Genomic DNA, 24,152 nt, shown 5'->3' on the forward strand with positions numbered 1-24,152 from the left:
CGGGCCGCACGTGATACGTCGCACACACCCTAGTAGCCGCGGGCCGCCCCCGGGTGGCCGCCCCGAGGATCACCGGTCACCGGCCCTTCGGGTGCCAGACCGTCTTCGTCTCCAGCCAGGCGGCCAGCCGCCCGGTGCCGGGGTCGGCGGCGAAGTCCTCGGGGGCGGGGCGGCGGACCCGGGTCAGCGTCTCGGCCGCCGCGGACTCGCACTCCCGGGCCAGGTCGGCGTCGGTCAGGCCGGTGAGGTCGAGGCCGTCGACGTCGCGGTGCGCGGCCAGCCACGGGGCGGTCTCCGCGGCCCGGCCGGTCAGCAGGTTGACGACGCCGCCCGGTACGTCGGCGGTGGCGACCGCCTCGGCCAGGGTGAGGGCCGCCGCCGGGTGCGCCGCGGCGGCCAGGACGACGGCGGTGTTGCCGGTGACGACCGCCGGCGCCAGCACGCTCGTGAGCGCCAGCAGCGGCCCGTCGGCCGGGGCGACGACCCCGACCACGCCCAGCGGCTCGGGGACGGACAGGTTGAAGTACGGCCCGGCGACGGCGTTGGCGTTGCCGCGCACCTGGGCCACCTTGTCGGCCCAGCCGGCGTACCAGACCCACCGGTCGACGGCCGCCGCGACCTCCGCCGCGGCGACGCCCAGCGCGCCGAACTCCGCCGCCCGCGCCTCCAGCATCTCCGCCACCCGGTACAGGATCTGGCCGCGCAGGTACGGCGTCGCGCCCGCCCAGCCGGGCTGGGCGGCCCGCGCGGCGACGACGGCGTCGCGCAGGTCCTTGCGGGAGGCCAGTGCCACGTTCGCTCCCCGCACCTCGTAGGTCCGCCCCGACTCGCTGCGCGGGAAGGCCCCGCCGACGAACAGCTTGTACGTCTTGCGCACCGCCAGCCGGCCGGCGGGCACCCCCGGCTCCGCCGACTCAGGCAAGGTAGCTCTCCAGACCGTGTCGGCCGCCCTCGCGCCCGTAGCCGGACTCCCGGTACCCGCCGAACGGCGAGGCCGGGTCGAAGACGTTGAACGTGTTGGCCCACACCACCCCGGCCCGGAGCCGGTCGGCCATGGCCAGGATCCGCGAGCCCTTCTCCGTCCACACCCCGGCCGACAGCCCGTACGGCGTGTTGTTGGCCTTGGCGACCGCCTCGTCGGCGGTGCGGAAGGTGAGGACCGACAGCACCGGCCCGAAGATCTCCTCGCGCGCGATCCGGTGCGCGGTGGACACCCCGGTGAAGACCGTCGGCGCGAACCAGTACCCCCGCTCGGGCAGCGCGCAGGGCGGGGACCAGCGCTGCGCGCCCTCCGCCTCGCCGGCCTCGGCCAGGGCGGTGATCCGGGCGAGCTGCGCGGCGGAGTTGATCGCGCCGAGGTCGGTGTTCTTGTCCATCGGGTCGCCGACGCGCAGCCGGGCGACCCGCCGCCGCAGCGCGTCCAGCACCTCGTCGTGCACCGACTCCTGGACCAGCAGCCGGGAGCCGGCGCAGCAGACGTGCCCCTGGTTGAAGAAGATGCCCTGCACGATGCCCTCGACCGCCTGGTCGACCGGGGCGTCGTCGAAGACGATGTTGGCGGCCTTGCCGCCCAGCTCCAGGGTCAGGCGCCTGGTCGTGCCGGCGAGCGCCCGGGCGATCTGCCGCCCCACCGCCGTCGACCCGGTGAAGGCGACCTTGTCCACGCCCCCGTGCGCGGCCAGCGCCGCCCCGACCGCCCCGTCGCCGGTGACCATGTTGACCACGCCCGGCGGCAGGTCCGCTTGCCGGCACACCTCCGCGAACAGCAGGGCGGTCAGCGGGGTCGTCTCCGCCGGCTTGAGGACGACGGTGTTGCCGCAGGCCAGCGCGGGCGCGATCTTCCAGGCGAGCATGAGCAGCGGGAAGTTCCAGGGGATCACCTGCGCGGCCACGCCCAGCGGCGCCGGGGCGTCGCCGAACCCGGCGTACCGCAGCTTGTCGGCCCAGCCCGCGTGGTAGAAGAAGTGCGCCGCCGCCAGGGGCACGTCGGTGTCCCGCGACTCGCGGATGGGCTTGCCGTTGTCCAGCGTCTCCAGGACGGCGAACTCCCGCGCCCGCTCCTGCAGGATCCGCGCGATGCGGAACAGGTACTTGGCCCGCTCGGCGCCCGGCATCGGCCCCCAGACGGCGGCGTACGCGGCGCGGGCGGCCCGGACCGCCCGGTCGACGTCCGCGGCGTCCGCCTCGGCGACCTCGGCCAGGACCTCCTCGGTGGCCGGGTTGACCGTCTTGCGGGACCCGCCGGCCGCGGGCGCGACGAACTCGCCGCCGACGAACAGCCCGTAGTGCGACCGCAGGTCGACGACGGCGGGGGACTCGGGGGCGGGCGCGTACGCGAACATGTCAGTCCACCGTCACGTAGTCGGGGCCGTGGTACGCGCCGGTGGCCAGCTTGGCGCGTTGCAGGAGCAGGTCGTTGAGCAGGCTGGAGGCGCCGAACCGGAACCAGCGCGGCGACAGCCACGGCGCGCCGACGGTCTCCTCGACCAGCACCAGGTACCGCAGCGCCTCCTTCGTGGTGCGGATGCCCCCGGCCGCCTTGACGCCGACCTGCCGCCCGGTCGCCGCGCGGAAGTCGCGGACGGCCTCCAGCATCACCAGCACCGTCGGCGTCGTGGCCGCGGGCGAGATCTTGCCGGTCGAGGTCTTGACGAAGTCCGCGCCCGCGAGCATCGCCAGCCAGGAGGCGCGCCGGACCTGGTCCAGGGAGCCGAGTTCGCCGGTCTCCAGGATCACCTTCAGGTGGGCCGGGCCGCACTCGCGCCGGACCGCGGCGATCTCGTCGTGCACCTGCGCGTACCGGCCGGACAGGAAGGCCCCCCGGCTGATCACCATGTCGATCTCGTCGGCGCCCGCGGCGACGGCCGCGCGGGTGTCGGCCAGCTTCACGGCCGTCGGGGCCTGCCCCGAGGGGAAGGCGGTGGCGACACTGGCCAGGTGCACGTCGGTACCGCGCAGGGCCGCGGCGGCGGTGGCGACCATCGACGGGTACACGCACACCGCGGCGACCGGCGGGCAGCCGGGGTCGGCCGGGTCGGGGCGCCGGGCCTTGGCACACAGCGAGCGCACCCGGCCGTCGGTGTCGGCACCCTCCAGAGTGGTGAGGTCCAGCATCCGGATGGCCAGGTCGACCGCGTACGCCTTGGCGGTCGTCTTCACCGACCGGGTGGCGAGCTGCGCGGTGCGCCGGGCGGCGCCGACCTCGTCCACGCCGGGCAGGCCGTGCAGGAAGCCGCGCAGCGCCCGGTCGGTGCGGCCGACGTCCGCGAGCACCGGCCCGTCCCCGCCCACCGGTCGGCCCCTGCCCACCGGCCCGGCGTCGCCTGTCGGCCCGTCCCCGCCCACCGGTCCGGCGCCGTCCGCGGACTGTGTGGCCACCATGCCGGGAAGTCTACGCCCGCCGCCGCGCCGGGCCGGGGCGGCGGCGGTAGCGTGGCCGGGTGGACGTACAGGTGGTGGACAATCCCCTCGCGCAGGCCCGGCTGACGGTCCTGCGGGACGCCCGGACCGAACCGGCGGCCTTCCGCGCCGCCCTGACCGAGCTCACCACGATGCTGGTGTACGAGGCGGCGCGGGCGTTCCCGTTCTCCACCTATCCGATCCGGACCCCCGTCGCCCCTACCGAGGGCACCCGGCTGGCCAGGCCGCCGCTGCTGGTACCGGTGCTGCGGGCCGGGCTGGGGATGGCCGACGCGGCATTGGCGCTGCTGCCGGGCTGCCAGATGGGCTTCGTCGGCCTGGCGCGGGACGAGGAGACGTTCGCGCCGCGGGCGTACCTGGAGAGCCTGCCGAGCGACCTCACCGGCCTGCCGGCGCTGGTCCTGGACCCGATGCTGGCCACCGGCGGCTCGCTGGAGCACTGCTGCCGGCTGCTGGTGGCGCGCGGCTGCGCCGACATCACGGTCCTGTGCGTGCTGGCCGCGCCGGAGGGCATCGCCCGGCTGACGGCCGCGGACCTGCCGCTGCGCCTGGTCACCGCCGCCGTCGACGACCGCCTCGACGCGCGCAGGTTCATCGTCCCGGGGCTCGGCGACGCGGGCGACCGGCAGTTCGGGTTGATGCCGCCGGCCCTTCCGGACCGCTGACGGCGGAGACCGGCCGGCCCCGGACGGCGCATCACGGAAGATTTGTTGATCAACCGGGCCGTCGGAGGAGGGCAGGGGTGGGAGACGGCGGCCGGGCCGCGTAGCGTAGGCGGACATGGAGCGGGTTGCGCTGGCCGAAGAGCTGCTGTTACTGGCGTACGACGACGAGACCGGCAAGGCGACCGGCTCGCGGATCGGACTGGACCTGGGGATGTCGGCGGCCGTCCTGGTCGACCTGGCCCTCGCGGGCCGCCTGGCCCTGGACGGGCCGCGCCTGCGCACGGTCGACGACGCCCCCACCGGCGAGGCGATCGCCGACGGCGTGCTGCGGCGGATCGCGGCCGACGCCCCGCAGACGCCGGCCGGTTGGCTTCAGCGGCTGCGCCACGGCCTGCGCGACGCGCTGCTCGGCGACCTGTGCGCCCGCGGCGTCGTGCGCGACGTGGACGAGACGGCCATGGAGGTCATCCACCTGCACCGGTACCCGGTGGTCGACACGACCGTCGAGCGGGACGTGCGGTCCCGGCTGACCGCCGCGCTGACCAACGCCGACGTGTCGGTGGACGAGCGCACCGCCGCCCTGGCGGCCCTGGTCGCGGCCACCCGGATGGAGCCGGTCCTGCACCTGCCGGCCGGCGAGGTCCCCGCCGCGCACGCCCGGCTGGAGGAGATCGCCGCCCGGGCCGGGTTCGCCGACTCCGCGCCGGCCGAGTCGATCGTCCGCCCGTCCGTGGCGGCGCTGATCGGCGCGCTGTGCCGGGCCATCGACACCGCGCTGGGCCGCCCGCCGGCCCAGCGCGCCGCGGCCGACACCCCGGCCCCGGCCGACCGACCCGGCTGAGCCTCCGGCCCGTCGCCTGCGCCTGCGGCCCGCGGGAAGCGGGTCGGCGACGCCTCAGGCCCGCGGGAGCAGGTCGGCGACCTCGCGGCGCAGGTCGGCCAGTGCCACCGCCGCCGCGGCCCGGGCCGCGGCGAGGCCCTCGCCGCCGACCGGGACGACCACTTCGAGGTACGCCTTGAGCTTGGGTTCGGTGCCCGAGGGGCGGACGACCACCCGCAACCCCTCGGCCCGCCAGCGCAGCACGTCGGCGTCCGGCGCCAGGTCCTCGGCGGCGACCGCCCGGCCGCCCAGCCGCGTCGGCGGCGCCGCCCGCAGCGCGGCCATCCCGTCGGCGATCACCCGCGGGTCGGCGACCCGGACGGAGAGCTGGTCGGTGGCGTGCACGCCGTACGCGCGGGCCAGGTCGTCCAGCCGGTCCAGCAGCGTGCGGCCCTGGGCGCGGAGGGCGGCGGCCAGCTCGCACACCAGCAGCGCCGCGGTGATGCCGTCCTTGTCCCGGACCGCCTGCGGCGCCACGCAGTACCCCAGGGCCTCCTCGTACCCGTAGGCCAGGCCGGGGGCGCGGACGATCCACTTGAACCCGGTCAGCGTCTGCGCGTACGGCTGCCCGTACGCGGCGCACAGCGTGCCGAGCAGCGACGAGGACACGATCGTCGTGACGAAGGTGCCGGTCACGCCGCGGCGCAGCAGGTGGTCGGCCAGCAGTACCCCCAGCTCGTCGCCGCTCAGCGCCCGCCAGGCGCCGCCGTCGCGGACCGCGACCGCGCACCGGTCGGCGTCCGGGTCGTTGGCGAGCGCGAGGTCCGCGTCGACGGCGGCGGCGTGCGCCAGCAGCAGGTCGGTGGCGCCCGGCTCCTCGGGGTTGGGGAAGGCGACGGTCGGGAAGGCCGGGTCGGGGGCGGCCTGGGCCGGTACGACGTGCGGGGCCGCGAAGCCCGCCCGCAGCAGCGCGTCGGGCAGGACGGCGCCGCCGACCCCGTGCAGCGGCGAGTAGGCGACGGTCAGGGCCCGCGGCCCGGCCGGGTCGACGACCGCGGCCGCGGCGGCCAGGTACCCGTCCACCGGGGACACCGCCGTGCCGGGCGGCCCGAGCGGCACCGCGGCCAGCGGCCCGACGGCGGCGATCCGGGCGGCGATCGCGGCGTCGACCGGCGGCGCGATCTGGGCCCCGGTACCGGCCTCACCCCCGACCGCCCCGAGGTACACCTTGTACCCGTTGTCCTGCGCCGGGTTGTGGCTGGCCGTCACCATGACGCCCGCGGCGGCCCCGTACTCCCGCACCGCCCACGCCAGCACCGGCGTCGGCAGCGGCCCCGGCAGCACGAGCGCGGCCCGGCCCGCACCGGTGGCGACGGCGGCGGTCCGGGCGGCGAACTCCGCCGACCCGCGGCGGGCGTCGTAGCCGACGACCAGCGGGCCGGCCGCGCCCGCGTCCGCCAGCCAGCGCACGAGGCCGGCCGCGGCGGCGGTGACGACGGCCAGGTTCATCCCGTGCGGACCGGCGCGCAGCACCCCGCGCAGGCCGGCGGTGCCGAACTCCAGCGGCCCGCGGAACCGGTCGCGCAGCGCGGCGGCGCTGCCGGGCCATGCCGCGAGCAGCGCGGCCAGCTCCGCCCGGGTCGCCGGGTCGGGGTCGTCGGCGATCCACGCCTCGACCTCCGCGCGCAGGTCGTCGCCCATGCCACACCTCCGTGCCGTCCAGCGTGGCACCGCGCGCGGCTCAGCCGAGGCGGAACGTCCGCGTCATCTCCTCGAAGATCCGCCGGCTCTCGGCGAACCGCGCCTCCGGCACCGTCAGGTAGAAGGAGTACGCCTGCCCGTCGGCGGTGACCGCCCGCCACAGGCCGTGCCGCATCCGGTCGCCGCTGCCGCAGGTGTACTCCAGGTCGGCGGCCTCCCGCCGGCCCTGGCTGGCGCGGCGCAGCGAGACCCGGGCGTACGGCGCGGCGCAGGTCCCGGCGCGGCGCAGGCCCGACTCGGCGATCTCCATGAACCGCCGCGGGTCCGCCTGCGCCCGCTCGACGAGGATCCGCACCCGGCGTTCGCCGTCGCGCGGGTCGACGAAGTCCACCCAGTTGCCCGAGCCGCTGCGCCGCCAGCCGCGCGGGACCTGGACGCTGACGCCCCGCGCGTCGTACCGCTGGGTCGCCACCTGCGCCGCGACGGGCGCGGGGCGCTCCTCCCGCGGCGGCGGGGGCGCGGTACCGCCGCCGGAGAGCCCGAGCGCGGCGAGGACCAGGACCGCGGTCCCGACGCCGCCGGCCGCGGCGTACCGGGTGCGGCGGGGCCAGCCGCGGACCGCGCCCACCGCCCCCGCGACGCCCGGGCGGGCGCGGTCGGCGAGCCGGCGGGCGGCCGAGGGCCGGGCGGGCCGGCCGCGGGCGATGGTGTGCAGCCGGCCGGTCGTGGCCGTGCCCAGGGTCCGGGTGATCGAGTCCGGGCCGGGGGCGGGGTGGGCGCCGGTGGGCACGTCGACCGTGCCGACGCGGGGCGCGGGGCGGGGCGGGGCGCCGCGCAGCCGGTCCCGCGGCGACTCGCCGGGGCCGAGCATCGCCCGCCCGCCGATCTGGCCGGCGGCCGGAGCCGCGGGCTCGGGCCGGGTGCGGGGGATGCGGGTCATCCGCTGCGCCGGGACCACCGCGTACGGGTCGGTCTGGGCGTAGGTCGGCGCGGTGCTGGCCAGCGGGCCGGCGAGCAGCGCGCGCAGCCGGGTGCGGGCGCCGTCGACGCTGATCCGGTGGCGCGGGTCCTTCTCCAACAGGGCGAGCAGGACGTCGGCGAGCGGCCCGGCGCGCAGGACCGGCGCGGGCGCCTCCTCCACGACCGCGTGCATCGTCTCGATCGGGTCGCCCCGGTCGAACGGCGGCCGCCCCTCCACCGCCGTGTACAGCGTGACGCCGAGCGAGAACAGGTCGCTGGGCGGCCCGAACGCCTGGCCCATGGCGCGCTCCGGCGAGATGAAGTGCGGGGAGCCGAGCACCATCCCCGGGGTGGTGAGCTGCGCGCCGCTGGGCATGTGCGCGACCCCGAAGTCCGTGAGCACGCACCGGCCGTCGGCGGCGATGAGCACGTTGGCGGGCTTGACGTCGCGGTGCAGGATCCCGGCCGCGTGCGCGACCTCCAGGGCGCCGAGCAGCGCCACGCCGGCCTTGGCCACGGCGCGCGGGGCGAGCGGGCCGTCACCGACGATCATGTCGGCGAGGCTGCGCGCCTCCAGCAGCTCCATCACGATCCACGGCCGGCCGTGCTCGGTCACCACGTCGTAGACCTGGACCACCGAGGGGTGGGACAGACAGGCCGCGGCGCGGGCCTCGCGCAGCGTGCGGGCGTACATGGCCTCGCGGTCGCTGACGGCCATGCTCTGCGGCGGGACGACCTCCTTCACCGCCACGTCGCGGTGCAGCAGGTTGTCGGTGGCCTGCCAGACCGTGCCCATGCCGCCGTGGCCGACCACCGTCCGCACGGTGTACCGGCCGCCGATCGTCGTGCCGGGCGCGGTGCGCCCGTTCCAGGTGGGGATCTGTGTCAAGGAGAACGCCGCCGGTTCACGAGTGAGTAACGGAGGGGTCGACCGCCGTGGTGCCGGGTGCACACCTTAGCGAGGGTGGCCGGAGGCGGCCACCCGGAGCGCGGACCGGCGAGCGCCCGGGAGCGCGGCGCGGCGCGGAGGTGCGGGGAGCGGGGGAGGGGTACCGAAAGTCGAAGAACCGGACCGCTGGTCGGGAGACCGCACAGGTGGTCGGAGGGCACAACCGGTGGTCAGGAGGCCGGACCTGGGGGTCGGGAGGCCGGAACTGGTGGTCAGGAGGCCGGAAATGGCGGTCGGGAAACCGATTGGTGACACCGGACACACGCACAGTGTACAACCGGCCCCACAACGGACGGGTGACGCACGCCGCCGGAGGCATCGTCGCCGGCCGCGCGCCGCTGGCCCTACGATCACGGCATGAGCAGTGGTACCCCGCAGCGCGTCAGCGAGTCCGGTTTCCCCATCGCGCCGGTCTACACCGCCGACGACGTGCCGGCCGGGCTGTCCCTCGGCGCCCCGGGGGAGTACCCGTTCACCCGTGGCGTCTACCCGACGATGTACACGGCGCGCCCGTGGACGATGCGCCAGTACGCCGGCTTCGGCACCGCGGCGGAGTCCAACGCCCGGTACCGCCAGCTCCTGGCCGCCGGCACGATGGGCCTGTCGGTGGCGTTCGACCTGCCGACGCAGATGGGGTACGACAGCGACGAGGCGATCGCGCACGGCGAGGTCGGCAAGGTCGGCGTGGCCATCGACTCCGTCGACGACATGCGGGTGCTGTTCGACGGCATCCCGCTGGACCGGGTTTCGACGTCGATGACCATCAACGCCCCCGCCGCCGTGCTCCTCCTGCTCTACCAGTTGGTGGCCGAGGAGTCCGGTGTGTCCGGTGCGCAGCTCTCCGGGACGATCCAGAACGACATCCTCAAGGAGTACATCGCCCGGGGCACCTACATCTTCCCGCCCAAGCCGTCCCTGCGCCTGGTCGCGGACACCTTCGCCTACTGCCGGGCCGAGATCCCCCGCTGGAACACGATCTCGATCTCCGGCTACCACATGGCCGAGGCGGGCGCCTCCCCCGTGCAGGAGATCGCGTTCACCCTGGCCAACGGCGCGGAGTACGTCCGGGCGGCCCTCGCCGCGGGGCTGAAGGTGGACGACTTCGCCCCCCGGCTGTCGTTCTTCTTCGTGGCCCGCACGACGCTGCTGGAGGAGGTGGCGAAGTTCCGCGCCGCCCGGCGCATCTGGGCGCAGATGATGCGCGAGGAGTTCGGCGCCGTCAACCCCAAGTCGTGGATGCTGCGCTTCCACACCCAGACGGCCGGCGTCCAGCTCACCGCCCAGCAGCCGGAGGTCAACCTCGTCCGGGTGGCGGTGCAGGGCCTGGGCGCCGTGCTCGGCGGCACCCAGTCGCTGCACACGAACTCCTACGACGAGGCGATCGCCCTGCCCACGGAGAAGGCCGCCCGGCTGGCGCTGCGCACGCAGCAGGTGCTCGCGTACGAGACGGACCTGACGGCGACGGTCGACCCGTTCGCCGGCTCGTACGTGGTGGAGTCGATGACCGACACCATCGAGGCCGAGGCGGTGGCGCTGATGCAGCGGGTGGCCGACTTCGGCTCGTCGGTGGAGGCGATCGAGAACGGGTTCCAGAAGCGGGAGATCGAGTCCTCGGCGTACCAGATCGCGCAGCAGATCGACGGCGGCGAGCGGGTGGTGGTCGGGGTCAACCGGTTCACCGTGGACGTGGAGGAGCCGTACGAGCCGCTGCGGGTCGACCCGGCGATCGAGGCGGCGCAGGTCGGCCGGCTGACCCGGCTGCGCGCCGACCGGGACGACGCCGCGGTCCGGGCGGCGCTGGAGAGCCTGAGCAAGGCCGCCGACGGTACCGAGAACGTGCTGTACCCGATGAAGGAGGCGCTGCGCCTGCGCGCCACCGTCGGCGAGGTCTGCCACGCGCTGCGCGCCACCTGGGGCCTGTACCAGCCCGCCGACCACTTCTGAGGCCCGCCGCGGCGGCCGGTGTGCGGCGGGTCACGTTGCGGGCGGCGGCGTGCGGGTACGGACGGGGGAGCCGCGCCGCGGCCGAAACTCGGGTGTGACGAACGCAAAGTAGGTAGGTTGCGGGAAGGCGTGACGCCGCGCGGCGCCGACTCGTTGAACGCGGGGCGGCGTTGTCCGTTCGCGGAGTGCCCGGCGGCGCCGTGTCGTGGAGGAGGTGCCGTGGCGGCGATCAGCGACGCGTCCGGCGCCGACCGCCGCCGCGCCGACCCGGCCGCGCGCGCCCGGCCGCGCCCGGACAGCCGCCACGACGGCGCGCTCCGGCTCCGGGGCCGCCCGTCGCGGGCGCCCGCCCGCGACGAACCCGCGGCGCCGACCTCACGCGGGGCGGGCGAACCCGCCCCGCGGCCGTCGGCCGCCGCCGAGCGGGAACGAGATGCCACCGTGACCACTGCGCCCACCGCCACCGCCGCGGGCGGGACCCCCGCCGACGCCCCGCGGCCGGGCGCCGCCGACGCCCGGCACCGCCCGGCCCCCGCGTCCGCGCGCCCCGGCGCCGAGGCCCACGTCGGCTGCGCCGCCGGCCCGGCGGACCCGCTGCGGGACCAGATCGACACCTGGCTCGCGGCCCGCGGCGAGGAGCTGGTCACGGTACGCCGGCACCTGCACGCCCACCCCGAGCTGTCGCACGCCGAGTTCGAGACGGCGGCGCTCGTCGCCCGGGAGCTGGCCGTCGCCGGCCTCACCCCGCGGCTGCTGCCCCGGGGCAACGGGGTGATCTGCGACATCGGCACCGGCGACCGGGTGGTCGCGCTGCGGGCCGACCTGGACGCCCTGCCGCTGCAGGACGTCAAGGACGTGCCGTACGCCTCGACCGTCGCCGACGTCACCCACGCCTGCGGCCACGACGTCCACACCACCGTCATGCTCGGGGTGGCGCAGGTGCTCGCGCGGGTCGCCGAGTCCGGCGGGCTGCCGGGCCGGGTGCGGATGCTGTTCCAGCCGGCCGAGGAGTGCATCCCCTCCGGCGCGCCCGACGTGATCGCCGCGGGCGCGCTGGAGGGCGTGTCGGCGGTGTACGCGCTGCACTGCGCCCCCCAGCTCACCGTCGGCACCGTCGGCGTCCGGTCCGGCCCGTTCACCGCGGCCGCGGACACCGTCGAGGTGACCCTGCGCGGCAAGGGCGGCCACACCGCCCGCCCGCACGTCACCGCCGACCTCGTCGGCGCGCTCGGCCGGGTCATCGTCGACGTGCCCGCGCTGCTCGGCCGCCGGGTCGACCCCCGGGCCGGCCTGTCGATGGTGTGGGGGACCGTCCGGGCCGGGGAGGCGTACAACGCCATTCCCGGCGTCGGGGTGGTCCGCGGCACGCTGCGGGTCCTCGGCCGGGAGGCGTGGCGCGGGGCGCCGCAGCTCCTGGAGGAGCTGGTCGAGGCGGCCGTCGCCGGCACCGGGGCGCGGGCCTCGGTCACCTACGTCCGCGGCGTGCCTCCGGTGATCAACGACCACCGGGCCAACGCGGTCATCGCCGCCGCGGCCGGGGCGGTCCTGGGCGCCGAGCGGGTGGTCGAGGCCGAGGTGAGCATGGGCGGCGAGGACTTCTCGTTCTACCTGGAGCACGTCCCCGGCGCCATGATCCGGCTCGGGACGGCGCAGCCGGGCAGCGAGGGCGCCCTGGACATCCACCAGCCGGGCTTCGACGTCGACGAACGGGCCATCGGCGTCGGCGTCCGGGTCATGGTCCGCACGGCGGTCGCCGCGCTCCAGGACCCGCAGTAGGCGCCCCGGAGTTCACTGTGGCGCGGCTGCGGCGGCCGGGCGGGCGCGGCGGCGACGCAGCCAGCGCGCGGTCAGCCAGGCCGGCCCGCCGAGCAGCAGCACCCACGGCGCGAGGAGCCCGAGCACGGCGGCCAGGACCCGCAGCGAGGACACCAGCGCCCGCCAGCCGGCCGCGAGCCCGCTGCCGAACCCCGGCTCCCGCGGCGCCGCCGCCGCGACGCCCGGCCCCCGGATCTCCAGGGTGACCGTGGACAGCGCGGTCCGGTCGGCGAGGCTCCGCTTGCGGGCCTGGAGCGAGGCCAGCTCCGCCTCGCGGCGGGCGAGTTCGCCCTCCAGCGACACCAGCTCGGCGACGGTCCTGGCCTGGGCGAGCATCGCCCGGGTCCGGTTCACGCTGGCCTGCTGGCTGGCGAGGCGGGCGTCGACGTCCACCACCTCCTCGGTGACGTCCTGGGTGCCGATCTGCCGGCTCTCCTCCCGGCCCACGCCGGCGAGCTGGCCCAGCAGCGCCTCGAACCCGGCCGCCGGTACCCGCACCGTGAGCGTGGCCTGCGCCGCGCCGGTACCGCGGTCGCGCCGGTCCTCGCCCACGTAGCCGCCCGCCGCCTGGGTCAGCGCCACCGCCCGGGCCGCCGCCGTCTCCACGTCGCCGGCCCGGTCCACCCGGACCGCGAGCGTGCCCGTGCGGACGACGCTGCGCGTGTCGACGACCTTCGCCGCCGGCAGGCCGGCCGCCGCCGGCCGGCCTGCCGGCGCCGGTGCGCCCGCGGCCTCCCTGCGGTCCTCCTGCCCCATCGAGACGCCGCTGCCCGTGCGCTCGTCCGCGGCCCGCTCGACGGTGCAGCCGGCCGCCACCGCCAGCAGGGCCGCCCCGGCGGCGAGCGCCACCCCGTACCGCCGCGCCCGGAACCCGTCCATCCGCCACCCCCGCGATAGGTCGATCCGACCCGGGTGGGACGCGCTACCCGGGGTCGCGGTTCCGGCACACTGGGCATATGCCGCCTGACGACGCGACGGCGGTGGACCCGCCGACCCTGGACGCGCTGTACCGCACCCCGCCCGACCGGTTCGTGGCCGCCCGGACCGCGGCCGCCGAGGCGGCCCGGGCGGCCGGGGACCGCGACGGCGCCCGCGCCCTGGCCGCGCTGCGCCGGCCCACCGTGCCCGCCTGGCTGGTCAACCTCCTGGCCCTGGCGGACCCGGCGGCGCTCGCCCCGCTGGACGCGCTGGCCGACGCCCTGCGCACGGCCAGCCGCGAGCGCGACGGCGCCCGGCTGCGCGCCCTCGCCGACGAGCGCCGCCAGGTGGTGGGGACGCTGCTGCGGCGGGTGGCGGCGCTGGCTCGCGCGGCGGGCGCCACGCGGCCCGGGCCGGCGGTCCTCGCCGAGGTGGAGTCGACCCTGCACGCGGCGCTCGCCGACGGCGAGGTGGCCGCGCTGGTGCGGGCCGGCCGGCTGACCCGGCCGGCGGCGTACTCCGGCTTCGCCGACGCACCCCGCCGCGGCCTGCACGTCGTCCCGCCGCCTCCCGCCACCCGGAACACCACCGGGCCGCGCGACGAGGCGCCGACCGCACCCGCGACAACCGCACCCGCGACGACGCCATCCGCCGGGACCGCCCCGCGGGACGGGACCGCACCGGCAGACCCGACTCCACCAGCGGACCCGGCCACACCCGCGGGCAGAGTGGCGGGTGACCCCGTCGCCTACCGGGCCGCGCTCGACGCCCTCGTGGCCGCCCGCGCCGCGGAGGAGGAGGCCGGGGAGGCGCTGGCCGGCATCGACGAGGCGCTGGCGGCACAGCGACGGGAGGCCGAGCGGCTCCAGCGCGCACGGCTCGCCGCCGTTGCCCGCCGCGACGCCGCCCGGCGCACCCGCCGCGCCGCCCAGCAGACCCTCGCCGGCCTGGACTGACCGCCGCCGCGGCGGTACCGGACCGTGCCGCCGACACCACACCCTGTTGCGAGGACCACACTTTCGGCCGTCCGTCCAGATCAGCCGTCGTGAGTGGAGCGGGCACAATCGGCGGGTGACCCCCGAACACGCGGCCGCCGTCAGCCGGTCCGCCGTCCACTACCTCGGTGACGCGTTCACCGAGTGCCCGGTCACGGTCCGGCACGCGCAGCAGCGGGGGCTCAGCGGGTGGTCGTACCACGTGGCCAGCCGCGCGGGCGTCCTCGGCTACGTCTCCACCGCCACCGTGACGGCGGCCCTCGGGATGCTCGGCCCCGAACTGGTCCGCGACGCGTGGGAGTACGCGCGCCGGCTCCTGCCGCCCACCGAGATCGCCGCCCAGCGGGCGGCGGAGTGCTGCCGCTGGGGTACGGCCCAACTGGACCGCTTCCCGGCCGTCAACCGGCTGGTGGGCCTGACCGGCCGGATGCTGGCCGCGGCCGACGCCACGGCGATGCCGCTGTTCGCCGCCTGGCGGGCGCTGCCGAGCCCCGACGTGACGCCGGGGGCGCGGGCCGCCACCCACCTGCACCTGCTGCGGGAGCACCGGCGGGCGGCGTACCTCATCGCGGTCCGGGCCGGCGGCCTGACCCCGGTGGAGGCGCTGGTGGCCGGACCGGAGGGCGAGGCGGCGGCCGCGGCGTGCGGCTGGGCCGGGCCGTACCCGCGGGTGGGCCCGCTGCTGCGCCGCCGGATGTGGACCGAGGCGGTCACCGACCGGCTGGCGGGCCAGCCCTTCACCGCACTGAGCCCGGCCGAGCGGGCCGAGCTGGTCGACCTCCTGGACGAGGCCGCCGCCGGGCACTTCGACACGCCCGCCTCCCCCTGACGGCGCCGCCGCGTCCGGCGAGCCGCCCGCACGCCGCGTAGGCAGCCGTTGCCGGGCGAGGAGTCGCAGGGGTGGGCGGGCAACGCGGGCGGCGGTGCGTAAAACCCGGGGACAGCCGGCGGAGCGGCGGGTTCAATGGCGGCATGGAGCTGCCCGCCGACTGGACCCTGACCCGCCCCGCCGACGCCGACGTCGCGGCGCTCACCGCGCTCGTGCGGGCCAGCGACGTGGCCGCCCTCGGCTACCCCGACTCGGGGGAGGACGACGTGGTCGAGGCGCTCGCGGGCACGCACACGACCCCCGCCCGCGACCACTGGCTGGTGCGGGACCCGGCCGGCGCCGTCCTGGGCTGGGCGTACCTGGACAGCCGGCAGGGCGGCGCCCGGGAGACCGCCGAGGTGTTCGTGCTGCCCGGCCGGGGCGAGCCGGCGATCGGCCCGCTGCTCGACCTCCTGCTCCGGCGGGCCGGCGAGCGCGCCGCGGCCGCCGGCCGCCCGGCCACCACCCTGCGCGCCTGGGCAATCCCGACCGAGGCGGCGTACCTGGCGGGCCTGCGCGAGGCCGGCTTCGCCGAGGTCAAGCGGTACGCCCGGATGCGCGGCCCGCTCGACCCGCTGCCGGCGGTGTCGGCCCCGGGGGTGGCGGTCCGCCCGGTGCGCGAGGGCGACGAGGCCGACCTGCGGGAGTTCCAGGCGGTGCTGGACGAGGCGTTCCGCGACACCGAGGACTACGAGCCGGAGTCGTACGGGGACTGGCGGCGCCGGATCGCGGCCCTGCCGCGGATCGACTGGGATGAGTGGCTGGTCGCCGAGTGCGGCGGCGCGGTCGCGGGCGTGCTCCAGTCGGCTCCGCCGGGTGCCGACGCCGAGGGCTGGGTGCGCAACCTCGCGGTCCGCGGGCCGTACCGGGGGCGGGGCGTGGCCAAGGCCCTGCTGGCCGCGGCGTTCGCCGTCTACGCGGCCAAGGGCCGCACCCACGTCGGCCTCGGCGTCGACCTGACGAACCCGACCGAGCCGTACCGGCTGTACCGGGCGGTCGGCATGAGCCCGGCCTACGAGGCCGTGGCGATGCAACGGGAGGTGAGCACCTGACGACGTATTGACACCGCCGGGCCCGCTGACCTGAATGGACGGTACAGACTGGCCGCTCGGTGGAGGGACGCCCCGCGGCCGCCTCGTTAGCCACTGCGAGTCTGTGTCGAGAGGCGGGAGCTTCCCTTGCTGTCCAGACCACGACCGCACGAGTACCACCTCCGCGCGGGCAGCCGCGGCGCCTGGGACCTGGACCCGGGACTCGACGACAGCCTGGTGTTCGCGGGCGTCGCCAACCTGGTCGACCAGATCGACCGCCTGACCCTGCGGCCGTACCTGTTCTGGCGCAGCCGGATGATGCCGATCCTGGTGCTGCGCCACCCGCCCGAGCGGCACTCGCCCCTGCCGGGGCTCCGCAGGCGGTTCGCCGCCGCGGGCAACGCGGTCCCCTACGCCCACCCGGCCGGCCCGGCGCCGCGCGCACCGGCCGACACCGGGCTGCCGGGGCTGATCGAGCTGCTCGACAGCCTCGTCACCCGCTGGCGGACCACCTCCAAGGGCAGGATGGCGTTCAGCCACTACGAGTACGGCCGGAAGCTGGTCACGTCGTCCGCGGACGTGTCGGTCGGCGCCGCCGACGCCGTCGCCGAGAACCCGCTGTTCCAGCAGTTCGTCACCCACGCGCTGCCGCGCGGCCTCACCGTGGACAACCTGGCGCCGGTCCGCGACCAGTTCCCGTGGTGGCTGAACCTGGTCATCAGCGGCGTGAGCCCCTCGCTCAACTCGTGGGCGTTCCGGCACTGGCGGGTCGCCCGGTGGTTCTCCCACCACCAGTTCTCCGACGCCCCCGAACGGCTGGCGGCCGGCCCGCCCGACGCCGAACCCCGGCACCTGCTCGGCCGGCCGACCGCGGAGGGCTCGCTCGCCCAACTCCTGGTCGACGCGCTGCTGCACGACATCCGGCGGGCGTACCGGCCGCGCCCGGTCCGCGGGCGGCCGTCGCGCTACCCGGTGGCGCTGCTGGATCTGGGGGTGCCCCAGCAGCGCCGGCTGGTGGAGCTGATCGAGGCGTCGCGCCGGTCGGTCACGCCGCCGCCGGGGCGGCACGGCCGGCTGGAGTGGCACCCGGACCCGCTGCTGGTGCTGGCCGCCGAGCGCGTCCCCGGCGACCGCCCGGCCGCCGGCTGGCACGCGCCCGACAACATCGAGAACCTGTTCGTCTCGTGGCTCAACGGCTGGGCCACCCCCGGGCTCACCAACTCGTGGCGCCTCGTGGTCGACCTGCCGGGCGCCGGGGTCGGCGACGGCCGGGAACTGCGCCGCAAGGGGCTGCCCTACCGGCGGCGCCGGCTGACGACCGCGCTGCTCGCCCTGGCGCTTGCCGCCGGTGGCGCCTCGTGGGCGAAGGCCAACGTCGACGGGTGCGCGGAGAACTGGCTGGCACCCAGTCTGGGCACGACGCTGAGCAAGGTGGACAGCAACGAGTGCGTGGGCCTCAGCGACGACCTCTCCCGCTTCAAGCCGGCCCGGTCGGCGTCGGCGGCCGACGCCGCGATGAGGCCGTGGAAGGAGGTGGTCGCCCTGATCCAGCGGCACAACGACCACGCCCTGACGTACAAGCCCGAGAGCTACGTCACGATCGCGTACTTCGGCAGCCTCACCGCCGACTCGGCGCAGCAGGAGTCGACCCGGCAGACGCTGGAGGAGCTGCGCGGGCTGGCGCTGGCCCAGCAGCGGGCCCGCGACCGCGCCCGGCCGATGCGGATCGTCCTGGCCAACGTCGGCCAGAACTCGGCGATCGCCCCGGCGATCGCCGAGCTGATCGTCGACGTCGCCGACCGCGAACGGATCATGGCGGTCGTCGGGCTGGGCCTGTCCAGCACCCCGATGCTGGAGGCCCGCGACATCCTCCTGCGCGCCTCGATACCCACGGTGGCCACGGTCACCTCCGCGTCGGCCTTCGCCAGGGCCCGCCCGAACGCGTACCAGATCGGGCCGTCGAACGCCCGCTTCGCCCAGGTTCTCGGGTCGTACCTCGGCGCGACCACGGCGCCCGCCGCGGGGCCGCCGCGGACCGTGCGCATCGTGCACTCGGCCGCCCGCGACGACAACTACTCGGCCGACCTCGCCGCCAAGACGGCGGAGGCGCTGGCCGCGGTCCGGGACGACGGCCGGGCCCGGTTCGAGGTCAGCCAGGACTCCTACCTGACCCGCCGGGACCTGACGGACGCGGCGACCAAGAGCTGCGACCGGGACTTCGTCATCTACACCGGCCGCGACAGTTGGAACGGCGAGACCGACCTGTTCAAGGCGTTCCTCGACGGACTCGACGCGAAGTGCCCCGTGAAGGTGATCGCCGGTGACTCGATCTCCAACTACGTACTCCAGCACGACGGCGGCGGCGGCGCCTCCCGGATCCCGCGCACCTTCGACTTCCTCACCATGTCCACGAGCAAGACCCGTGCCGGCAGCGCGCTGGAGTTCGAGGCCGCCTACCTCGACGCCTTCCCCGACCGGGACAGGGACCCGCAGCGGGCGCGGTTCCGGCTGCACGACGGGCTGGCGATGCTCGCCTACGACGCCGGGATGCTGGTCACGGCGGCCGCGGAGCAGGTCGGGGGATGCCAGCCGTGGGAGGAGTGCGGCGACCCCGGGCCGCGCGACAGCTACGCCTCCTGGCAGCAGTGGGCCGGGGTGCGCTGGTTCGTCGCCCGGTTCGCGTCGCGGTCGCCGCGGTGGCGCCACCAGGTCCGGGTGCGGCTCGCCGAGCTGGGGGCCGAGGGATTCGCCGAGGGCGCCACGGGGCGCCTGCTGTACCGGGGAAGCCCCGAGCCGGTGGGCAAGTTCACCCACCTCCTGGCCGTACACCCGCTGGAGGGGCGGCACCGGTTGGAGCTGGTGTTCTCCTGCGGGCCGCGCGGGGACTTCGCCGTCAGGACCGACGGTGAGGCCAGCAGGGCGCGCCTGGACGCCGTGCTGCGGGCGGAGTCCAGGCGGCGCCCCGAGAAGGTGCCGGCCGCGCTCCCGGCGGCGGGCGACGAGCCGGCCGTCAAGGTCACGGAGGTGATCACCCAGCCCGGCGTCGACACGGCCGAGCCGTGTATGCGCTTCGCCCCGGCCGGCGCCGCCGGCCGGTGAGGGCGGCTCAGGGGGTGGGCGTGCTGCTCGGGCGGGCGCGCAGGGCGGCCACGTAGTCGTCGGGCGCGCCCGCCTTCTCGGCGGCGTTGGCGACCTCCGACAGGTACCACGCGGTGGGCAGCCCGCCCTCGTACCCCTCGAACACGTACACCCAGACCGACTGGTCGCCGTCGAGCGTGGCGACCCGCACGGTGAGCTTGCGGTACGCCCCCGCGGAGACGCCCTCGATCTCGTCGAGCTGGGCGGCGTCCCACGGGTGGACGTCGTACAGGGCGACGAACACGCGGTCGCCCGGCGACTCGACCACCGTGGTGACCGCGCCCTCCCAGCCCATCTCGCCGTCCCCGGCGAAGGTCAGGCGCCAGCCGTCCAGCCAGCCGATCCCGACCATGGGGGAGTGCGGACAGTACGCGCGCATTCGCGCGGGGTCCAGGTTTGAGCCGTAGGCGGCGTACAGGCGCACGCAAGTGACGATAGCTCGCTGGAGGGGCTCGGGAGAAGTAAGAGACAATGGGTTCGCGCGTGTCGACTGCCGAAGGCCGGGAATCCGGCGGGGGGCGGGCCGGGAATCCCGCTGGGGCGGTCGGGAATCCGGCGGGGCGGGCCGGCGCCGTCGGCGGCGGGCGTGGCACCGGCGGCGGTCGCCGGTGCGGGAGGAGTAGGCGTGACGCGGATCGTGATCATCGGTGGCGGGCCGGCCGGGTACGAGGCGGCCCTGGTTGCCGCGCAGCTCGGCGCTGAGGTCACGGTCGTGGAGGCCAGCGGCGCGGGCGGCGCCTGCGTCCTCTCCGACTGCGTGCCGTCGAAGACCTTCATCGCCAGCTCCGACGTGGTGACCGGCTACCGCAACACCGAGTCGCGGGGGGTGTACTCGGGCGGTCCGGCGGCGGTGCGGGTGGACGCCGAGATCGTCCACGCGCGGGTGCGCAGCCTGGCGCTGGCCCAGTCCGCCGACATCCACGCGAAGCTGGTCAAGGCCGGCGTCGAGGTGGTGACCGGGACGGCCCGGCTCGGCGACGACACCCTGGGCCACACCCACCGGGTGGTCGTCACCCCGGAGCAGGGCCGGCCGTACCACCTGGACGCCGGCACCGTGCTGCTGGCCACCGGCGCCACGCCGCGGGTACTGGCCTCGGCGGTCCCCGACGGGGAGCGGATCCTCGACTGGCGCCAGCTCTACGACCTGACCGCCCTGCCGGCGCGCCTGGTCGTGGTCGGCTCCGGGGTGACCGGCGCCGAGTTCGCCAGCGCGTACCTGGCGATGGGCGTCGAGGTCACCCTGGTGTCCAGCCGGGACCGGGTGATGCCGCACGAGGACGCCGACGCCGCGATGGCGATCGAGCGGGTGTTCCGCGAGCGCGGCATGACGATCCTGAACAACTCCCGCGCCGACTCGGTGGTCCGCGACGGCGACGGCGTCCGGGTGACGCTCGCCGACGGGCGGGTGGTCACCGGCTCGCACGCCCTGATCGCGGTCGGCTCGACCCCGAACACCGCCGGGCTGGGACTGGCCGAGTACGGCGTGGCGCTGACCCCGGGCGGCCACGTGGCCGCCGACCGGGTGTCCCGGACCAACGTCCCGGGCGTCTACGCCGCCGGCGACTGCACCGGCGTCCTGCCGCTGGCCAGCGTCGCGGCCATGCAGGGGCGGATCGCCATGTGGCACGCCCTCGGCGAGGCGGTGCAGCCGCTGCGGCTGCGGACGGTGGCGGCCAACGTCTTCACGGACCCGGAGCTGGCCACGGTGGGCGTGTCGCAGAACGAGGTGAACGCCGGCACGGTCCCCGCCCGCGCGGTCATGCTGCCGCTGGACGGCAACGCCCGCGCGAAGATGGCAGACCTGACCGACGGCTTCGTCAAGCTGTTCTGCCGGCCGGCGACCGGGCAGATCATCGGCGGCGTCGTCGTGGCGCCGAAGGCCTCGGAGCTGATCCTGCCGATCACCCTGGCGGTGGAGAACGGCCTGACGGTCGACCAGCTCGCCCACACGATCACGATCTACCCCTCGGTCTCCGGCTCGATCACCGAGGCCGCCCGGCAGCTCATGCAACACGTCACCGAGTAGCGCCCCGATAGCATGGTGGGCAGGATATGCTGTCTTCCATGAGTACGAGAAGCATGACGGAGCCGGCGTTCTTCGTCCTCGCGGCGCTGGTCGACGCCCCCCGGCACGGGTACGGCGTCGTGGCCGAGGTCGCCGACCTGTCCGGGGGGCGGGTGGCCCTCAAGGTGGGCACGCTGTACGGGGTGCTCGACCGGCTGGTCGCCGAGGGCGCGGTGGCGCCGGACCGCGAGGAGACCCACCAGGGGCGGCTGCGCCGGTACTACCGGATCACCGACGCCGGCCGCGACGCGCTCGCCGCCGAGGCCGCCCGCCAGGCCGCCAACGCCGAGGCCGCCGCCGGGCGGCTGCGCCGGTACCGGCCCGCCGGGGCCGGGGGCGCGGCGTGAGCCCGCTGGAGCGCCGGTACCGCCGGGCGCTGCGCCTGCTGCCCGACGACTACCGGCGGCGGTGGGAGGAGGACATGGTCGCCACCTTCCTGGAGGCCGCCTACGCGGCCCACCCCGACGGCCGCGACGGCGTCGAGCTGGGCGGGCCCGGGCGCGCCGAACTGGCCAGCGTCGCCGGCCTCGCGCTCCGGCTGCGCCTCGGCGGCGACGGCGCCCCGGCCCGGGCGGTGCTGTGGGGCGCGGCGGTGCGCCGGGTGGCCCTGGTCGGCCTGCTCGCCGGGACCGTGACCGGGGTGGTCGGCGCGGGCGCCGCCGTCTGGGCCGGCCTCGGCCCGGCGCCGCCGCCGGCCGAGTTCGGCAGCACCTGGCAGATCCTGTGGCGGCTGTCCGCGCTGCTCTGGCTGCCCGCGTTCGCCGCGCTGCTCACCGGCCACCGGCGCGCCGCCGCCGGTACCGCCGCCGCGGCGTTCCTGCCGGCGCTGGCCGGCGCGGCGGCGGCGCTGGCCGGGACGGGTGGGGCCTTCGCGCTGTCGACCGGGTACGGCGTGCTGTTCGACGCGCTGCCGCTGGCCGCGCTGGCCGCGTTCCACGCCGACGCCCCGGCGGTCCGGCACCGGCCGTGGATGTGGGCGGCGGCCGGCGGCGTGCTCGCCCTGCCGGCGTACACGGCGCTCGCGCGGACGGTGCCCGGCGGGGACGCCGTCGTGCCCCTGCTGACCGACTGGGCGGGGCTGTGGTGCGCCGGCCTCACCGCCGCCGCGGTCGTCGGCCTGGCCTCGCGGGGCCGGGGGCTGGGCCGGCCGCCCTGGCGGCGCGCGCTGCTGGTGCTCGGCCTGGCGGCGGCCGGGCTGCGGCTGACCTCGCTCGCGGACCACCTGCGGTTCAGCGCGCCCGTCGTGCCCGCGCACCTGCCGGCCCTGGTCGGGCTGCTGCAACTGGGCGCCCTCGTCGCCGCGCTCGCCGCGCTCGCCGGCACCGCCCGCGGCCCGCGGGACCGGCCGGCCGGCGGCCGCGCGGCGTCGGCGGCTCACCAGCCGATCGGCAGCGCCTCGCCCTCGGTGTAGCCGGCCGCCGACTGCACGCCCACCACCGCGCGGTCCCGGAAGCCGGCCAGGTCGGCGGCGCCCGCGTAGGCGCACGCGCTGCGCAGGCCCGCGACGATCGCGTCGAGCAGGTCCTCCACGCCCGGCCGGCGCGGGTCCAGGTACATCCGGGCCGCCGAGATGCCCTCCTCGAAGAACGCCCGCCGCGCCCGGGCGAACGCCGAGTCGTCCGCCGCGCGGGCGGTCACCGCCCGCGCCGAGGCCATCCCGAAGCTCTCCTTGTACCGCCGGCCGTCGGCGTCGGTGAACAGGTCGCCGGGCGACTCGAACGTGCCCGCGAACCAGGAGCCGACCATCACGTTGGAGGCCCCCGCCGCCAGGGCCAGCGCCACGTCGCGCGGGTGCCGCACGCCGCCGTCGGCCCAGACGTACCCCCCGGCGTCCCGGGCCGCCGCCGCGCACTCGCGGACCGCCGAGAACTGCGGCCGGCCGACCCCGGTCGCCATCCGGGTCGTACACATCGCGCCCGGCCCCACGCCGACCTTGACGATGTCGGCCCCCGCCGCGAGCAGGTCGGCCACCCCCGCCGCGGTCACCACGTTGCCCGCCACGACCGGTACGCCCGGGTCGTGCGCGCGGACGGCCCGCAGGCCCTCGACCATGCGCTCCTGGTGTCCGTGCGCGGTGTCCACCACGAGCACGTCCACGCCCGTGCCCAGCAGCGCGGCCGCCCGCGCCGCCACGTCGCCGTTGATGCCCAGCGCGGCGCCGACGCGCAGCCGGCCGGCGCCGTCGAGGGCCGGGGTGTACAGCGTCGCGCGCAGCGCCGCCTCGCGGGTCAGCAGGCCGGCCAGCGCCCCGGTGTCGTCCACCACCGGCGCGAGCCGGTGCCGCCCGGTGCTGAGCAGGTCGTACGCCGCCTCCGGCGAGGTGCCGGCGGGAATGGTCACGAGCGCCGCGGACATCACGTCCCGGGCCTGGGTGAACCGGTCCACGCCCGCGCAGTCGGCCTCGGCCACCACGCCGACCGGGCGGCCCGCGCCGTCGACGACCACGGCGGCCCGGTGCGCCCGCTTGGGCAGCAGGTTGACGGCCTCGCCGACGGTGGTGTCCGGGCGCAGGGTGATCGGCGTGTCGTACACGGGGTGCCGGCGCTTGACCCAGGCGACGACCTCGCGGACCACCTCCAGCGGGATGTCCTGCGGCAGGACCGCCAGCCCGCCGCGCCGGGCGACCGTCTCGGCCATCCGGCGGCCGGCCACCGAGGTCATGTTGGCCACCACGACCGGGATCGTGGTCCCGGTGCCGTCGTCGCTGGCCAGGTCCACGTCCAGCCGGGAGGCCACGGCGGACCGGCACGGCGCGAGGAACACGTCGCTGTAGGTCAGTTCGTGGCCGGGCGGGCGCCCGTCGAGGAAACGCACACCTCATCCTGGTCCGCGCCGCGGCCGCCGGGAAGGCTTTCGGGCCATC

19 protein-coding genes are annotated in these 24,152 nt (G+C 76.9%); 11 read left to right on the forward strand and 8 right to left on the reverse strand.

The window, feature by feature from the left end; genetic code table 11:
- Positions 1-76: 76 nt before the first annotated feature.
- Genes IEY75_RS12215 through deoC form a run of 3 tightly spaced genes read right to left on the reverse strand, consistent with a single transcriptional unit; the run spans position 77 to position 3,381 of the window.
- Positions 77-922 carry an aldehyde dehydrogenase family protein gene (locus IEY75_RS12215; RefSeq protein WP_189114396.1) on the reverse strand — a complete coding sequence of 282 codons (846 nt, stop codon included), beginning with the start codon at positions 920-922 and terminating at the stop codon, positions 77-79.
- On the reverse strand, positions 915-2,342 hold the full coding sequence (locus IEY75_RS12220; protein ID WP_189114397.1) for an aldehyde dehydrogenase family protein: 1,428 nt from the start codon (positions 2,340-2,342) through the stop codon (positions 915-917). Before IEY75_RS12220 ends, IEY75_RS12215 begins: the two co-directional genes overlap by 8 nt.
- A gap of 1 nt (position 2,343) precedes the next feature.
- On the reverse strand, positions 2,344-3,381 hold the full coding sequence (gene deoC, locus IEY75_RS12225; protein ID WP_189114398.1) for a deoxyribose-phosphate aldolase: 1,038 nt from the start codon (positions 3,379-3,381) through the stop codon (positions 2,344-2,346).
- Between the two features lie 59 nt (positions 3,382-3,440).
- Between deoC and upp the strand changes: the two genes are divergently transcribed.
- On the forward strand, positions 3,441-4,085 hold the full coding sequence (gene upp, locus IEY75_RS12230) for a uracil phosphoribosyltransferase (protein WP_189114399.1): 645 nt from the start codon (positions 3,441-3,443) through the stop codon (positions 4,083-4,085).
- Positions 4,086-4,200: 115 nt separating this feature from the next.
- Positions 4,201-4,926 (forward strand): GOLPH3/VPS74 family protein, encoded by a 726-nt coding sequence (locus IEY75_RS12235; protein ID WP_189114400.1) that lies wholly within the window; start codon positions 4,201-4,203, stop codon positions 4,924-4,926.
- A 54-nt stretch (positions 4,927-4,980) separates the two neighbouring features.
- On the opposite strand, the gene IEY75_RS12240 is transcribed toward IEY75_RS12235, so the two are convergent.
- Entirely contained in the window at positions 4,981-6,606 is a 1,626-nt protein-coding gene (locus tag IEY75_RS12240) for a phospho-sugar mutase (protein ID WP_189114401.1), read from the reverse strand.
- Between the two features lie 40 nt (positions 6,607-6,646).
- Positions 6,647-8,455, reverse strand: coding sequence for a serine/threonine-protein kinase (locus tag IEY75_RS12245; RefSeq protein ID WP_189114402.1), 1,809 nt, complete (start codon positions 8,453-8,455; stop codon positions 6,647-6,649).
- Positions 8,456-8,872: 417 nt separating this feature from the next.
- Here IEY75_RS12245 and IEY75_RS12250 point away from each other — a divergent pair, with 417 nt between their 5' ends.
- Together IEY75_RS12250 and IEY75_RS12255 are read left to right on the forward strand one after the other, a co-directional pair.
- Entirely contained in the window at positions 8,873-10,459 is a 1,587-nt protein-coding gene (locus IEY75_RS12250; RefSeq protein WP_189114403.1) for an acyl-CoA mutase large subunit family protein, read from the forward strand.
- 219 nt (positions 10,460-10,678) lie between these two features.
- Entirely contained in the window at positions 10,679-12,235 is a 1,557-nt protein-coding gene (locus tag IEY75_RS12255) for an amidohydrolase (protein ID WP_229789592.1), read from the forward strand.
- 12 nt (positions 12,236-12,247) lie between these two features.
- Here IEY75_RS12255 and IEY75_RS12260 read toward each other — a convergent pair whose 3' ends face one another.
- A complete protein-coding gene (locus IEY75_RS12260; protein WP_189114404.1) occupies positions 12,248-13,153 on the reverse strand; it encodes a DUF4349 domain-containing protein in 906 nt (301 codons plus the stop codon).
- 77 nt (positions 13,154-13,230) lie between these two features.
- Here IEY75_RS12260 and IEY75_RS12265 point away from each other — a divergent pair, with 77 nt between their 5' ends.
- From IEY75_RS12265 to IEY75_RS12280, 4 genes are all read left to right on the forward strand, one after another.
- On the forward strand, positions 13,231-14,148 hold the full coding sequence (locus tag IEY75_RS12265; RefSeq protein ID WP_189114405.1) for a hypothetical protein: 918 nt from the start codon (positions 13,231-13,233) through the stop codon (positions 14,146-14,148).
- 115 nt (positions 14,149-14,263) lie between these two features.
- Positions 14,264-15,016, forward strand: a complete 753-nt coding sequence (locus IEY75_RS12270; RefSeq protein ID WP_189114406.1) for an SCO6745 family protein — start codon at positions 14,264-14,266, stop codon at positions 15,014-15,016.
- A 143-nt stretch (positions 15,017-15,159) separates the two neighbouring features.
- On the forward strand, positions 15,160-16,107 hold the full coding sequence (locus IEY75_RS12275) for a GNAT family N-acetyltransferase (RefSeq protein WP_189114407.1): 948 nt from the start codon (positions 15,160-15,162) through the stop codon (positions 16,105-16,107).
- Positions 16,108-16,233: 126 nt separating this feature from the next.
- The gene (locus tag IEY75_RS12280) at positions 16,234-19,185 is read left to right on the forward strand and encodes an ABC transporter substrate-binding protein (protein ID WP_189114408.1); all 2,952 of its coding nucleotides are present in this window, start codon (positions 16,234-16,236) and stop codon (positions 19,183-19,185) included.
- A 7-nt stretch (positions 19,186-19,192) separates the two neighbouring features.
- On the opposite strand, the gene IEY75_RS12285 is transcribed toward IEY75_RS12280, so the two are convergent.
- Positions 19,193-19,648, reverse strand: a complete 456-nt coding sequence (locus IEY75_RS12285) for a gamma-glutamylcyclotransferase (protein ID WP_189114409.1) — start codon at positions 19,646-19,648, stop codon at positions 19,193-19,195.
- Positions 19,649-19,810: 162 nt separating this feature from the next.
- Between IEY75_RS12285 and IEY75_RS12290 the strand changes: the two genes are divergently transcribed.
- Genes IEY75_RS12290 through IEY75_RS12300 form a run of 3 tightly spaced genes read left to right on the forward strand, consistent with a single transcriptional unit; the run spans position 19,811 to position 22,700 of the window.
- Positions 19,811-21,250 carry an NAD(P)H-quinone dehydrogenase gene (locus IEY75_RS12290; protein WP_373290262.1) on the forward strand — a complete coding sequence of 480 codons (1,440 nt, stop codon included), beginning with the start codon at positions 19,811-19,813 and terminating at the stop codon, positions 21,248-21,250.
- A gap of 38 nt (positions 21,251-21,288) precedes the next feature.
- The gene (locus tag IEY75_RS12295) at positions 21,289-21,636 is read left to right on the forward strand and encodes a PadR family transcriptional regulator (RefSeq protein ID WP_229789593.1); all 348 of its coding nucleotides are present in this window, start codon (positions 21,289-21,291) and stop codon (positions 21,634-21,636) included.
- Complete coding sequence (locus tag IEY75_RS12300; protein ID WP_189114411.1) at positions 21,633-22,700, forward strand: hypothetical protein; 1,068 nt, start codon at positions 21,633-21,635, stop codon at positions 22,698-22,700. Before IEY75_RS12295 ends, IEY75_RS12300 begins: the two co-directional genes overlap by 4 nt.
- On the opposite strand, the gene IEY75_RS12305 is transcribed toward IEY75_RS12300, so the two are convergent.
- Positions 22,664-24,103: a GuaB1 family IMP dehydrogenase-related protein gene (locus IEY75_RS12305; protein ID WP_189114412.1), complete on the reverse strand. Its 1,440-nt coding sequence runs from the start codon at positions 24,101-24,103 to the stop codon at positions 22,664-22,666. The two genes, IEY75_RS12300 and IEY75_RS12305, sit on opposite strands and share 37 nt — an antisense overlap.
- Between the last annotated feature and the right edge of the window lie 49 nt (positions 24,104-24,152).

Source organism: Pilimelia terevasa (assembly GCF_014647915.1).
In the GTDB taxonomy this organism is placed as follows: Bacteria; Actinomycetota; Actinomycetes; order Mycobacteriales; family Micromonosporaceae; genus Pilimelia; species Pilimelia terevasa.